Genomic DNA, 13,432 nt, shown 5'->3' with positions numbered 1-13,432 from the left:
TATTTTAGGGCGAGCCGATGGAACGGATACACCGACTGAAATCAGAACAGCGCCCACGACCACTGCCACGAAATCTGCACGTGCTGCGTCCGTAGATAAAAATCAGTGTTAATTTTCCCGACAGGCATGTTCTCGCCCGTCACTCCGACGGAGATAGGCGAGAAGGCTCATGCACCACTACTCAGCTCAGAAACGCCCTGGAGCAAAGGGTGCCGGATCGACCACTGGCGTCTCACACATCATCAATTCTGCGAGCAGTCGACCGCTGACCGGGCCTAGCGTAAACCCCTGATGAGCATGGCCGAAATTGAACCAGAGCCCTTTATGCAAGGGCGCCGCGCCGATCACCGGCTTCATGTCTACCGTGCAGGGTCGGGCGCCGTTCCATGGCGTGCGCTCCACTTGGGGGCCTAACGCTAATACCTGCCGTGCGGCCCGCTCGGCCTTGGCCAACTGCACCGGTGTTGGCGGCGCACTTAGGCTGGCGAACTCTGCCCCCGTCGACAGGCGGACACCGCGCTTCATCGGCGCCAGCATGTAGCCTTGTTCGGTATCCAGCACCGGGCGGCTCAATGTTGCGCCATCGGCAAAGTGAGCGTGGTAACCACGCTTGACGAACAACGGAATGCGGTAGCCCAACTCGCCAAGCAGTTCGTGAGCCCAAGGGCCCAACGCCACAACCACCTGCGACGCGCCGACCGATCCAGAATCGGTGGCGACGCTCCAGCCGGCTCCCGACTGACGCAACGAGCGCGCATCGCCGCGCACAATTTCCCCACCTTCACGCACGAACAGATCGGCATAACGCTGCACCAACTCACCCGGCTCAATGCACGTCCAGGGTTGCAGCCAATGAATGCCCCCCACCAACGCATCGCTTAACGCTGGTTCCGCCAGTCTGAGCGCAACACCGTCCAGAGGCTCGGACAACACGCCGTGTGCACTCACGCGTACCGCACGCTCCACCGCCTCATCGAATTGCTTTGGGCTACGAAAAGCCTGGATCCACCCTTTGCGCACGATCAGGTTTTGCGAACCGCTTTGCTCAATCAACTCCGAGTGCTCGCTGATCGAGTGCTCAATCAGCGTGCGAAAGGCATCTGCAATGGCCTGGTAATGCCTAGGCGCGGAGTTGGCCCAATACCTGACCAAGGCAGGCACGTATTCAGGCATTGCGCGCAGATGGTAGTTAACGCCAATGTCGCGTTTAGTTGCCACGTTTATCAGGCTGGCAAGATCCCTTGGGAACGCATAGGGCTCAATGGCCTCACGCTGAATGATGCCTGCGTTGCCGAACGACGTTTCACGCCCCGGCAAACCTTTGTCCACCAGCGTCACCGCGCAGCCACGGCGTTGCAAATGCAACGCCGTGCATACGCCGACAATGCCGGCCCCCAGTACCACCACTTGTTTTTCGTTCACGCTACCTCCTAATCAAGCACGCTGTTGCGCGATGACACTGATCTCGACCAATGCATCGACCACAAGGCCGGCGCAGACGGTCGCGCGCACTGGCAGGTTGGTCGTGAAGAATGATGCATAAGCCCGATTGAATTCGGCAAAATTACTCCGGTCGGTCAGGTACACGGTAACGCTGACAACATCATCCAGCGACAGCGATTCGGCTTCCAGCGTCTGGGCAATACGCGTCAAGGTCAAACGCGTTTGCGCTTCGATACCTTCAGGAAAGCTACCGTCCTCACCAAACGGCAATTCGCCAGACAAAAAAACCAGGCCCTGGCTGTGGCGGACTTTGGAAAAGGGCAGATTGCTAACGGTCATGGCAGTTCTCTCTTGGGTATTTCAAGGAGGCGCCCATCAACGAGCACCGGTTGTGAATCATCGATTCGACTTCTGCGGTTTTTACGGTAGGCCATTGAGTCATGCATACGCTTGAGCATGTAATCCCCCTCGCGGACGCCGGACACATAGATCAGGAGCGAACAGCTGCTTGAGATCATGTCGACTCGTTGATTCATACGTTCAGGAGGGGTGAATGTATGTTTTAGCCTGAAATACCAATCCTGTATATACAAGATTAAGCATTTACCATGCCGCTCGATCAAAAATACGTCATTGGCCTGAGGTAGAGCGACTTACCCTCCTCTCGCGATTAGGACACCTTAGGTGCTCCGATACTCAAGGTTTCGTTTTCCCCCACCAGGCATCATGGGTAACACTCTAGCGCAACCATTGGTTACACAAGGCTAAAAGGCAGCGATCATCAGCCTGATCTACTCCGCTAGGAACAGGCCTGTACTGCGGAATCAAGAGCAGCTCAGACATTTTGGCCTGCATTTTGCCTTACTGGTATATACAGGCACACACAGATGTCTGCTGCGTACTCATCCTGATTCCCAAGGATGTTACTCATGAATGTACTGATACCGCTCAGACCCATTCAACTAACAGCCGTACGAGATCAGCCATAACGCCGAATAGCCGCGTCTGCAGCAACTCCTGCAGAACCACCTAGATCGTAATGCCTTCCAGCAAGACACTAATGAGGTTAGCCCTGTATGAATGCCAATGACTTGAACCTGCTTGCCCGCGCAGAAGTGCGCGAACTGGCCAGTTACAACGCCGGCCTTGCCTCGGATACTGTGCGCAAGCGTTTCGGCCTGACTCGCGTCGCCAAACTAGGCAGCAACGAAAACCCGATGGGCACAGCACCCGCCGTTAGCGCCGCAACGGCTCGAGCTTGCAGCGAAATTGCGCTATACCCCGATGCTGGCTGCCAGGCATTACGCTCTGCACTCTCGGAAAAGCTCGACGTACCCGAGAATCAATTGGTGTTCGGCAACGGCTCGGAAGATTTGTTGAGCGTCATCAGCCGGGTGTTTTTAGACCACGATGACGAAGTAGTTACCGTGGTGCCATCTTTCGGGTTGCACTTCATATACCCAATGGCAGCCGGTGCCCGGGTGGTAGGTGTTCCCATGACCGACAGAGGCACCTTCGACGTAGCGGCAATGATCGCTGCACTCACCCCCCACACCCATGTGCTGATGTTTTCATGCCCGTCAAATCCGGTCGGCTGCACCTTAAGCGCCGACGAGTTGCAGCAGCTGCTCGACGCATTGCCCTCGAAGTGTCTACTGGTGTTTGATGAGGCCTATTACGAATACGCGCAGTGGGAGGCCGAGTACCCGGATTGCCTCGGTTTGATTCAGACCAGTGGCAAACCGTTTATCCTGCTGCGGACTTTCTCCAAGGCTTATTCCTTGGCAGGTTTGCGCATCGGCTACGGTATCGTCAGCGATCCACTGCTGGCAGATCTTATTAACCGCCTGCGCACCCCGTTCAACGTCAACAGCGTGGCACAAGCTGCAGCGATTGCGGCGCTGGCAGATGATGGTCATCTAAACGCCTGCCTATCCCATGTCGCCAGCGAACGCCGGCGGCTGGAAGTGGCACTGCACGAGCAAGGCATTACGACCGCACCGTCCTTGGCCAACTTTCTGTTTTTTAGCACACCTTATCCGGCCGAAGTAATCAACCAAGCACTGCTGCGTGAAGGGGTTATTATCAAACCGTGGCGCGAAGTTGGATACACTGAGTACTTGCGCGTCTCTGTCGGAAGCTGTGAGGATAACGACCTTTTCCTACACGCACTGGCAAGCGTCCTTGCCGCACTCGAAACACGGGCTGACTAATGATCAAAAATGCACCACAGGCGCTCTACCGGCGTGCAAAGGATTATGTGCAAGACCAACTTCGCGCGGGCGTTTGGAAACCTGGTGACCTGATTTCTTCAGAAAACCAATTGGTGCAAGAACTGGGCATTTCGCGCATGACCGTCAACCGGGCCTTACGCGAACTGACCGAAGAAGGTCATCTGGTCAGGATTTCAGGCGTTGGCACGTTCGTAGCCGAAAGCAAACCGCAATCAAACTTGCTGCGTATCACCAACATTGCCGACGAGATCCTTGCTCGAGGTCACAGTTATACCTGCCGCGTCCTGCACCTGGGGCGCGAATCGGCCTCAATGCCGGTGGCGTCCGCATTGGGCCTGACCACCGGTTCTTCAGTTTTCCACCTGATCTGTGTTCACAGCGAAGAAGGTGTACCCGTGCAACTCGAGGATCGTTACGTCAATCCCGAGCTGGTGCCAGAATTTCTGAAACAAGATTTTGGCGAGCACCTGCAACCGGCCAAGTACCTGTTGCGGGTCATCAAGCCCGACGAGATGGAACACATCGTCGAAGCCTGTCACCCCAGCAACGAAGAAAGCAAACACATGCAAATCGATGCTAATGAACCTTGCCTCGTGCTCATACGCCGAACCTGGAGTCAGAGCAAAATCGTCACCTATGTACGTTTAGTACATCCGTCCTCACGCTATCGACTAGGCAGCCGCCTGCCAGTAAATGGGGCGCACAGAGACAGTTGAGGCTTGAAGGCTCTTGATGATTTGAACCATCCTGATATGGGATGAAAACGTCAATCCTGCAGCTCCGTTGAGCCAGGGTATCAACGCCGAATATCAAGAATTGCTCGACGCAACCTCAGTCTCTTCCTGCTGTTTTTTGCTTCCTCACTGACTACTTCATTCTGCGCCGGATTCGCGAATCCATTGACATAAAGGCGGGGAAAGAAGAATTTTCAATGGCTGCTTACCACGACCCTCTTCATTATGCTCGCCGCAGTTCCCATATTTGCCTGGCTCAATTCCCAAGTGACACGGCCACACTCCGTCGACTGAGTCTACGTCTCGGTCGCCGGGAGCCTAATGCGGACGTATTCGACGGCGTGCAAGCCGGACGCGCATCTGCCTTCATTGCGGCTGACACCAATGTTGGCGGTCTGGTAGGGCCTACACTCAGCGCGTTGTTAGTCGGCCAACGGGGATAGACAGGTCAGATACTGCTGACTCAGATTCGCGTATTCGGAATCATCGACTTCATTGTCCAGGCTGGCGCCCTATTCTCGCAGCTATTCCTGACTGGCCGCTTGGCGGAGAGGTTGGGGGGCGCATGCTTCTGGCGATCGTGCCGCTGCTGATATGCATCGGCTTGATTGAGCTCGCGCTGGCGCCAAGCTGTATCATCCTCACTGTCCTAATGACCGTGCGTCGCATCGACGAATATGCCTTCGCCCGTCCGGGCCGGGAGATGCTCTTCGCGCCACTCGACGCCGAGAGTAAATACAAGGCCAACAGCATCATCGATACCGTCGTTTATCGCGCAGTCGATGCCATTAGCGGTTGGGTCAATAGTGCGCTTGATATGCTGGGCCAAGTTGGCGGCCTGCTTGCAGTTGTCAGTAGAGTGCCCGCATTGCTCTGAGGCTGCCTGGGATGGAGGCTTGGCAAGCAGGCAGATGAAACTAATGCCAAGAGCTTCGATCTTGCTGCCAACAATCCGACGCAAGGTTTGCCGGTGGAACGGGCGGGCGTTTAGAGATTCTGTAACAGCGCTTCAGCGAAAATGCGGCCGTCATAGGCATCTCCCTGAGACTCAAAAATCTCAGGCCATGGCTGTCGTGAATTTTCATGTACTACAAACGCAAAAAAGCTCCACAGCTACAACGACTGCCTGTCGCCAATAGCTGTAGAGCAAAAACTGCATAAACATTGTAGCTAATGTGTGGAATGACTCGACCAATTCAGCTCACCCGAGACAGGGGCCAAAGGCCCCTCCCCACGATTACAAGCTTGGCAGCAACTTCGGCAACACCAATTCGTTCAAGCAACGGGAAGCCAACAGCTCGCTCGCCGCGTTGATATCCGGCGCGAAGAAGCGATCTTTCTCGTAGTAGGCCACTTTGCTGCGCAGACTGGTGCGGGCAAGCTCCAGCTTCGCCGAGGTCTTCAGACCTTCGCGCAAGTCTAGGCCCTGGCACGCAGCTAGCCACTCTACAGCGAGCACGCCACGAGTGTTTTCAGCCATTTCCCACAATCGCTTGCCGGCTGCTGGAGCCATGGACACGTGGTCTTCCTGATTCGCGGAAGTCGGCAGGCTATCTACCGAATGCGGATGCGCCAGTGCCTTGTTCTCACTGGCCAGCGCCGCTGCGGTGACTTGGGAGATCATGAAACCGGAGTTCACGCCGCCATTAGCCACCAGGAACGGCGGCAGTTGCGACATATGCTTGTCCATCATCAGCGAAATGCGGCGCTCGCTCAGGGAACCGATTTCAGCGATGGCCAATGCCATGTTGTCAGCAGCCATGGCCACAGGCTCGGCGTGGAAGTTACCACCGGAGATCACATCGCCTTCGGTAGCGAACACCAACGGGTTGTCGGAGACGGCGTTAGCTTCGACGACCAACACTTCGGCGGCTTGACGGAACTGTGTCAGACACGCGCCCATGACTTGTGGCTGGCAACGCAGGGAGTACGGATCCTGAACCTTGCCGCAGTTCTGGTGCGAGTCAGAGACTTCACTGCGCTCGCCCAGCAAGTCACGGTAAGCGCTAGCGGTGTCGATCTGGCTTTTTTGTCCACGAGCGGCGTGGATGCGAGCGTCGAACGGCGAGCGCGAGCCCAAGACTGCTTCAACTGTCAAACCACCAATGGCCAGTGCGCCAGCGAACAGATCTTCGCCCTCGAACAAACCACGCAATGCGTATGCGGTAGACACCTGCGTGCCGTTGAGCAACGCCAGACCTTCTTTGGCAGCCAGTGTCAGTGGAGTCAGACCGGCGATTTTTAGCGCCTCGGTCGCCTCCAGCCATTCGCCTTTGTAGCGGGCCTTGCCTTCGCCCAGCAGCACCAGCGACATGTGCGCCAAAGGCGCCAGGTCGCCGGATGCGCCGACCGAACCTTTCAACGGAATGTGCGGATAAACCTCGGCGTTGATCAATGCGATCAGCGCTTCGATAACGACGCGGCGAATGCCGGAGAAGCCACGGCTCAGGCTGTTGACCTTGAGCACCATAACCAGTCGGACTAGCGCATCGCTGATCGGCTCGCCAACACCGGCAGCGTGGGACAGAACCAACGAGCGCTGGAGGTTTTCCAGGTCGTCGGTGGCGATGCGGGTCGAGGCCAGCAGGCCGAAACCGGTATTGATACCGTAGGCGGTGCGGTTCTCGGCGAGGATCTGTTCCACGCAGGCAACGCTGGCTTCAATCTGGGCCGAAGCACTGTTGTCGAGGGTAATTTTCACCGGGTGCTGGTAGACATCACGCAGTTGGGCAAGGCTCAGTTGGCCTGGGATAATGTTGAGTGTGTTCATGCTTTGGCTCCTTTAACAGGGGTGATCATTGGCAGGTTTAAGCCTTGCTCTTTGGCGCAATCTATTGCGATCTGGTAACCCGCATCGGCGTGACGCATGACACCGGTCGCCGGGTCGTTGTGCAGGACGCGAGCGATACGCTCGGCCGCTTCGTCAGTACCGTCGCAGACAATCACCATGCCCGAGTGCTGGGAGAAGCCCATGCCGACGCCGCCGCCGTGGTGCAGGGAAACCCAGGTCGCGCCGCTCGCGGTGTTGAGCAGAGCGTTGAGCAGTGGCCAGTCGGACACGGCATCGGAACCATCCTGCATCGATTCGGTTTCGCGGTTCGGGCTGGCAACCGAACCGGAGTCCAGGTGGTCGCGACCGATCACGATGGGCGCGGACAATTCACCGCTGCGCACCATTTCGTTGAACGCCAGACCGAGCTTGGCGCGCAGGCCCAGGCCCACCCAGCAGATACGTGCCGGCAGACCCTGGAAGCTGATGCGCTCGCGCGCCATGTCCAGCCAGTTGTGCAGGTGGGCGTCGTCCGGAATGAGTTCTTGGACCTTGGTGTCGGTTTTGTAGATGTCTTCGGCGTCGCCCGACAGTGCAGCCCAGCGGAACGGGCCGATGCCACGGCAGAACAGCGGACGGATGTAAGCCGGTACGAAACCCGGGAAGTCGAATGCGTTCTCGACGCCCTCTTCCTGAGCCATTTGACGGATATTGTTGCCGTAGTCGAAGGTCGGAATGCCCATTTTCTGGAAGTCGAGCATCGCCTTGACGTGCACCGCCATCGATTGCTTGGCGGCTTTGACCACGGCAGCCGGCTCGGTCTTGGCGCGAGCGCGGTACTCTTCCCAGGTCCAGCCGGCCGGCAGGTAACCGTTGAGCGGGTCGTGGGCACTGGTCTGGTCGGTGACCATGTCCGGGCGCACGCCACGCTTGACCAGTTCCGGCAGGATCTCCGCCGCGTTACCCAGCAGCGCGATGGAAATCGCCTTGCCTTCCTTGGTGTATTTGGCGATGCGGGCCAGCGCGTCGTCGAGGTCAGTGGCTTGCTCGTCGACATAGCGGCTATTCAGACGGAAATCGATGCTGACTTGCTGGCATTCGATGTTCAGCGAGCAAGCGCCGGCCAGGGTCGCAGCTAGCGGCTGGGCACCGCCCATACCGCCGAGGCCTGCGGTCAGCACCCAACGACCCTTGAGGTCATCGTTATAGTGCTGGCGACCGGCTTCGACGAAGGTTTCGTAGGTGCCTTGGACGATGCCCTGGCTGCCGATGTAGATCCAACTGCCGGCGGTCATCTGGCCGTACATGGCCAGGCCTTTGGCGTCGAGTTCGTTGAAGTGCTCCCAGCTCGCCCAGTGTGGCACCAGGTTGGAGTTGGCGATCAGTACGCGCGGGGCATTGCTGTGGGTCTTGAACACGCCGACCGGCTTGCCGGATTGCACCAGCAGGGTCTCGTCGTCGTTCAGGTTGGTCAGGCTCTCGACGATCTTGTCGTAGCACTCCCAGTTACGCGCCGCACGACCGATGCCACCGTAAACCACCAGTTCTTTTGGGTTCTCGGCCACTTCCGGGTCGAGGTTGTTCATCAACATGCGCAGTGGAGCTTCAGTCAGCCAGCTTTTGGCGGTCAGCTTATTACCACGCGCGGCGCGGATTTCGACATTACGGAAATGGGATGGCTTGCTCACCGGTAATCCTCTCGAAATGACTTTCTCAGCCTATTTATTGGTTTAGCGCTACAGATTGCACATAAATATAATCATGTATATACAACCATAATCAAGCAAAATTTTACTCACCTGTAATTGGTCTTTTTGTGACCCGTTCATCCACCGGGGTTGTGCCTATTGCAGATGAAGGGCAAGGCTATTTGAAGAGGTGGCTAGACAGCGAAGTAATGGGATTCAGCAATTAGACAGTCCTGCGCTGTCGCAGGTTATGGCAGGGAATTGACGCGCGCGGCCGCTAAGCGCGACAGGGTCAGCCCCAAGTCATGCACCGAATCGCCCCACCAGACGGTGCCTTGAACCCGGGAAAATCAGGCGCGCAGACGTGACAGACTGATAGCCAGACCAAGTCCGCCGACGAATCAACAAGCACGCCTCATGACGTGTGATCTGCAACAGCCTGCACTCCTCCTCCTCGTCGGCTAGGATCGCCTCGACCACATGCTCACCCTCAGTCAGAGGAGCGACCTTCGAAAGATAGGCATAGGGCGTCTGCATCACGAAATTCTGCCGCAGATAATCCGGAGCCACTGCCGCGTTCACATAGCGATCCTCCAATTGCACCGCCACATTATTCTCGTAGTGCACGATCAGAGAATGAAACACCCGCTGCCCTTCGCGCATCTCCAGCGACAAGGCGTGGTCAGCGCTAGCCCCCTCCTCGCATAGGAGAATCACCTTGCAGTGGTGGTAATGGTCACGCTCGCTGATTTCATCAGCAATGTTGTTGACGGCAAATAAAGCCGATTGACCTTTGCGTTCGGCTACGAACGTCCCCACTCCTTGCATGCGCACTAACACACCATCGGCGGTGAGCTCACTAAGAGCGCGACTTATGGTCATGCGACTCAATCCAAGTTCCTGAGCCAGTTCACTTTCCGAAGGTATACGCTCGTGAGCCGACCAGGTGCCACTCAAGATCAATTGGGTGATCATCTGCTTGACTTGTGCATAGAGCGGCGCGGGGGAATCACTGAGTTGATCGACCCGCGAAGGAAAAATCCTGGATTTCTTCGGCACGTGGCTCTCCTCCTCAAACTGGACAGCGGCCTCCTCCCACCGCAAACGCACGACCGAGTGGGCAGAGCGCATGCGAAGGAGCATCTGAGCAACCCAACAGTCGCTCGAAGGCATTCCGGTTACTTCAGGTTGCCACTGAGGAACTGCTGAAGGCGCTCGCTTTTGGGATTGCCCAGGACATCTTCAGGGCAACCCTGCTCTTCCACGAGCCCTTGATGGAGGAACAAAACCTGGTTCGACACCTTGCGCGCGAAGCTCATCTCATGGGTCACCATAATCATGGTTCGGCCTTCTTCGGCCAACCCCTGGATAACCTTAAGCACCTCGCCCACCAACTCCGGATCCAGTGCCGAAGTCGGCTCGTCGAACAACATGATCTCCGGCTCCATGGACAGCGCCCGGGCAATAGCAACCCGCTGTTGCTGCCCGCCGGAGAGAAAGGCCGGGTATTGATCGGCGACGCGGGACGGCAAACCTACCTTGTCCAGGTAACGCCGAGCCCGTTCCTCTGCATCCTTCTTATTGACACCCAGTACCCGGCGCGGGGCCATCGTGATGTTGTCGAGCACTGTCATGTGGCTCCACAGGTTAAAATGCTGAAACACCATCGCAAGGCGCGTGCGCAGACGCTGCAGTTCATCTGCGTCGGCCACATGCATGCCGTGGCGGTCATGGATCATGCGAATTGGCTGGTTATCCAGGCCCATGGCACCGTCGTTGGGCGTTTCCAGAAAGTTGATACAACGCAAGAAGGTGCTCTTGCCCGATCCACTGGCGCCGATCAGGCTGATCACATCGCCTGTCTTGGCATTGAGCGAAACGCCCTTGAGCACTTCGTGGTTGCCATAGCTTTTATGCAGGTTTTCAACGGTCAATTTGTACATGTTCAAACATCCTGAATTAATGAGCCGGGCCGAGGAAAGACAGCCAACGGCGTTCAGCCAGACGGAACAGGCCAACCAGAGAGAAAGTGACTGCGAGGTAAATCGCGGCGGCGATACCGAACGACTGGAAAGTCAGGAACGTTGCCGAGTTGGCGTCCCTTGCGACCTTGAGAATGTCCGGCACAGTGGCGGTGAACGCTACGGTGGTCGAGTGCAGCATCAGTATCACTTCGTTGCTGTAGTTCGGCAGCGAACGGCGCAGTGCAGACGGCATGATGATGTAGGCATATAGCTTCCAGCCGCGCAGTCCAAAGGCCTTGGCTGCTTCGACTTCACCGTGGTTCATGTTGCGGATCGCCCCGGCGAAAATCTCCGTGGTGTAGGCGCAAGTGTTCAGGGCGAAGGCCAGGATGGTGCAGTTCAATGCATCGCGGAAGAATGCGTCGAGCATGGGCTGGGAACGCACCGCTGCGATGCTGTAAATGCCGGTGTAGCAGATCAGCAGCTGTATATACAGTGGCGTGCCACGGAACAAATAGGTATAGAACTGCACCGGCCAGCGCACCCAAACGCAGGTCGAAACCCTGGCAATCGACAACGGAACCGACATCACGAAACCGAAGAAGAGCGAGGCACTGAGCAACCACAGCGTCATCGCCAACCCGGTGATGTGGTAGCCATCGTTATAGAGGAAGGGTTTCCAGTATTCCTGCAGTAGCTCGATCATCGCACGGCCTCCCGAGTGCCTGCGGCGTAGAAGATTTCCAGCCGGCGCAAGACGTAGTTCGATGCGGTGGTGATGACCAGATAAATCAAGGCAGCCAGCACCAGGAAAAAGAACAGTTGATAGGAGCTCTTGCCCGCGTCCTGAGCCACCTTGACCAAGTCGGCCAGACCAATGATCGAGACCAGCGCGGTAGCCTTGAGAATGACCATCCAGTTGTTGCCAATACCCGGCAAAGCAAAACGCATCATCTGCGGGAACAGCACGAAGCGGAAACGCTGGGCACGGGTCAGGCCGTAAGCAGTGGCCGCCTCCATCTGGCCACGGGGCACAGCGAGGATCGCCCCACGGAAAGTCTCGGTGAAGTACGCCCCGTAGATAAAGCCTAGAGTTATCACACCGGCACTGAACGGATTGATCTCAATGTAATCCCAACCCATGGCAGCGGTCAGATTGGTCAGCCAGGTTTGCAGGCTGTAGAAGATCAACAGCATCAGAACCAGATCCGGCACTCCACGGATCAGCGTGGTGTAAGCCTGCGCGGGGACGCGAAACAGTGCCGACCTTGAAAGCTTGGCACTGGCACCGATCAGGCCCAAGACCACGCTTAGCAGCAAGCAAAGGAAGGATAACTTGACAGTCATCCAGGAGCCTTGCAGCAACAGCGGGCCGAAGCCCTTGAGACTGAAGCCTGACAGCCCCAGCATCTGCAATATGTTTTCTAACATTGGGGAGCCCTTCGTAAATCAGGAAAACGCCCATCCGCGAATGGGCGCAGCGTCGTTATTTGCCGCTGTAAATATTCTGATCACCGAAGTGTTTCTTTTGGATGGCCGCGTAGGTGCCGTCGTCGTGCAGCGCCTTTATACCTTTGTCCACCAGGGTTTTGAGCTCGGTGCTGCCTTTGAGGAGACCCATCGCCGTTTTCGCTGGCAGCAGCTCGTGATCGACTGGCTTACTGACTTCAAAGTCGGCGCCTTGCGGGGACTTCAGGAAACCCATTTCAGCTTGCAGCATGTTCTGAATTGAGGCGTCGAGGCGACCAGTCACCAAGTCAGAATAAACTTGGTCTTGGTTGGAATAGGCCTGGGTCTTGATCCCGGCCTTGTTCAGCACGGCCTTGGCGTAGGCCTCCTCGGTGGTGCCTTGTTCATAGCCCACGGTCTTGCCAGCCAGCGTCGTGATGTCTTCGCTTAGGCCAGAGCCCTTCTTGAACACGAACGAAGTGGGCACCGAAAACAATTCGCTGGAGAAGTCGATGACTTTTTCCCGCGATGAGGTCACGGTCATGGCAGAAATCACGCCGTCGAATTTGTTGGCCTTCAGGCCGGGGATCATGCCGTCGAAATCGCTTTCTACCCACTTGCACTTGACCTTCAGTTCAGCGCAAATCGCGTTACCCAGATCAATATCAAAGCCCACCAGGCTACCGTCGGCGGCCTTGGATTCGAAGGGCGCATAAGAGGGGTCGACACCAAAGCGCAACTCCTTGTACTCCTTGGCCACGGCAGAGCCAGCAGCCACGCATAGAGCCAATACTGAAAGGGTCAAAATAGATTTTTTCATTGTTTTTATTCCTAAGAACCAACAGAAGCGCTTGTGGCGCACGAGTACAGTTATGGAGCACGTGTGTCGTTGCACAGAACACACACAGCCCCCCATTTGCGGATAAACGTGTCGAGACGCGTGGTCGACTCTAACGCGCAAATACATACTTGTACAGACAGGCATAGGCAATCAAGCAGCCATTTATCTGGTCGACTGCCTCAAGACGCGTGATGAAGGCCGTATAGTGCCGGGAATACGGCTGATTGAAGCGTCTTCGACACGAGCAAAACCCTGACGGTCAACTACCCCTCAGTGCCCCGATCGTCAGTGGGCGGCTTCCCAGGCGAT

11 protein-coding genes and 1 pseudogene are annotated in these 13,432 nt (G+C 56.7%); 3 read left to right on the top strand and 9 right to left on the bottom strand.

Features of this window, described 5'->3' with window-relative positions:
- Positions 1 to 186 precede the first annotated feature (186 nt).
- Together PspS04_RS10360 and PspS04_RS10355 are read right to left on the bottom strand one after the other, a co-directional pair.
- On the bottom strand, positions 187 to 1,422 hold the full coding sequence (locus PspS04_RS10360) for an NAD(P)/FAD-dependent oxidoreductase (protein WP_159995013.1): 1,236 nt from the start codon (positions 1,420 to 1,422) through the stop codon (positions 187 to 189).
- Positions 1,423 to 1,434: 12 nt separating this feature from the next.
- Positions 1,435 to 1,782, bottom strand: a complete 348-nt coding sequence (locus tag PspS04_RS10355) for a RidA family protein (RefSeq protein WP_149630891.1) — start codon at positions 1,780 to 1,782, stop codon at positions 1,435 to 1,437.
- Positions 1,783 to 2,519: 737 nt separating this feature from the next.
- On the opposite strand from PspS04_RS10355, the gene hisC reads away from it, so the two are divergent.
- From hisC to PspS04_RS27740, 3 genes and pseudogenes are all read left to right on the top strand, one after another.
- Entirely contained in the window at positions 2,520 to 3,656 is a 1,137-nt protein-coding gene (gene hisC / locus PspS04_RS10350) for a histidinol-phosphate transaminase (RefSeq protein ID WP_159995011.1), read from the top strand.
- The gene (gene hutC / locus PspS04_RS10345; RefSeq protein WP_159389959.1) at positions 3,656 to 4,393 is read left to right on the top strand and encodes a histidine utilization repressor; all 738 of its coding nucleotides are present in this window, start codon (positions 3,656 to 3,658) and stop codon (positions 4,391 to 4,393) included. Before hisC ends, hutC (PspS04_RS10345) begins: the two co-directional genes overlap by 1 nt.
- Before the next feature lie 79 nt (positions 4,394 to 4,472).
- Positions 4,473 to 5,402 (top strand): annotated as a pseudogene (locus PspS04_RS27740) (hypothetical protein).
- Between the two features lie 246 nt (positions 5,403 to 5,648).
- Here the strand turns inward: PspS04_RS27740 and hutH are convergent.
- The 7 genes from hutH to PspS04_RS10305 all read right to left on the bottom strand — a co-directional run bounded on the left by hutH (position 5,649) and on the right by PspS04_RS10305 (position 13,102).
- On the bottom strand, positions 5,649 to 7,181 hold the full coding sequence (gene hutH / locus PspS04_RS10335) for a histidine ammonia-lyase (protein WP_159995007.1): 1,533 nt from the start codon (positions 7,179 to 7,181) through the stop codon (positions 5,649 to 5,651).
- Complete coding sequence (gene hutU / locus PspS04_RS10330) at positions 7,178 to 8,869, bottom strand: urocanate hydratase (RefSeq protein ID WP_159995005.1); 1,692 nt, start codon at positions 8,867 to 8,869, stop codon at positions 7,178 to 7,180. The genes hutH and hutU overlap by 4 nt, the downstream gene beginning before the upstream one ends.
- Before the next feature lie 303 nt (positions 8,870 to 9,172).
- On the bottom strand, positions 9,173 to 9,928 hold the full coding sequence (gene hutC / locus PspS04_RS10325; RefSeq protein ID WP_257792323.1) for a histidine utilization repressor: 756 nt from the start codon (positions 9,926 to 9,928) through the stop codon (positions 9,173 to 9,175).
- A gap of 119 nt (positions 9,929 to 10,047) precedes the next feature.
- Entirely contained in the window at positions 10,048 to 10,812 is a 765-nt protein-coding gene (locus PspS04_RS10320) for an ABC transporter ATP-binding protein (RefSeq protein WP_159995001.1), read from the bottom strand.
- Between the two features lie 16 nt (positions 10,813 to 10,828).
- A complete protein-coding gene (locus PspS04_RS10315) occupies positions 10,829 to 11,539 on the bottom strand; it encodes an ABC transporter permease (RefSeq protein WP_149630897.1) in 711 nt (236 codons plus the stop codon).
- Positions 11,536 to 12,264: an ABC transporter permease gene (locus tag PspS04_RS10310; protein WP_159994999.1), complete on the bottom strand. Its 729-nt coding sequence runs from the start codon at positions 12,262 to 12,264 to the stop codon at positions 11,536 to 11,538. Before PspS04_RS10310 ends, PspS04_RS10315 begins: the two co-directional genes overlap by 4 nt.
- A 55-nt stretch (positions 12,265 to 12,319) precedes the next feature.
- Positions 12,320 to 13,102 carry a transporter substrate-binding domain-containing protein gene (locus PspS04_RS10305; RefSeq protein WP_159994997.1) on the bottom strand — a complete coding sequence of 261 codons (783 nt, stop codon included), beginning with the start codon at positions 13,100 to 13,102 and terminating at the stop codon, positions 12,320 to 12,322.
- Positions 13,103 to 13,432 lie beyond the last annotated feature (330 nt).

Source organism: Pseudomonas sp. S04 (assembly GCF_009834545.1).
Classification (GTDB): Bacteria; Pseudomonadota; Gammaproteobacteria; order Pseudomonadales; family Pseudomonadaceae; genus Aquipseudomonas.
Note: the sequence above shows the minus strand (reverse complement) of the source record. Positions and strands in the feature narration are given on the sequence as shown.

What these genes read in the sequence shown, in the direction of transcription:
- hisC (WP_159995011.1), top strand. Translation starts at nt 2,520, where the DNA reads ATGAATGCCAATGACTTGAACCTGCTTGCCCGCGCAGAAGTGCGCGAA.
- hutH (WP_159995007.1), bottom strand. Translation starts at nt 7,181, where the DNA reads ATGAACACACTCAACATTATCCCAGGCCAACTGAGCCTTGCCCAACTG.
- PspS04_RS10310 (WP_159994999.1), bottom strand. Translation starts at nt 12,264, where the DNA reads ATGTTAGAAAACATATTGCAGATGCTGGGGCTGTCAGGCTTCAGTCTC.
- PspS04_RS10315 (WP_149630897.1), bottom strand. Translation starts at nt 11,539, where the DNA reads ATGATCGAGCTACTGCAGGAATACTGGAAACCCTTCCTCTATAACGAT.
- PspS04_RS10320 (WP_159995001.1), bottom strand. Translation starts at nt 10,812, where the DNA reads ATGTACAAATTGACCGTTGAAAACCTGCATAAAAGCTATGGCAACCAC.
- PspS04_RS10305 (WP_159994997.1), bottom strand. Translation starts at nt 13,102, where the DNA reads ATGAAAAAATCTATTTTGACCCTTTCAGTATTGGCTCTATGCGTGGCT.
- PspS04_RS10355 (WP_149630891.1), bottom strand. Translation starts at nt 1,782, where the DNA reads ATGACCGTTAGCAATCTGCCCTTTTCCAAAGTCCGCCACAGCCAGGGC.
- hutC (WP_159389959.1), top strand. Translation starts at nt 3,656, where the DNA reads ATGATCAAAAATGCACCACAGGCGCTCTACCGGCGTGCAAAGGATTAT.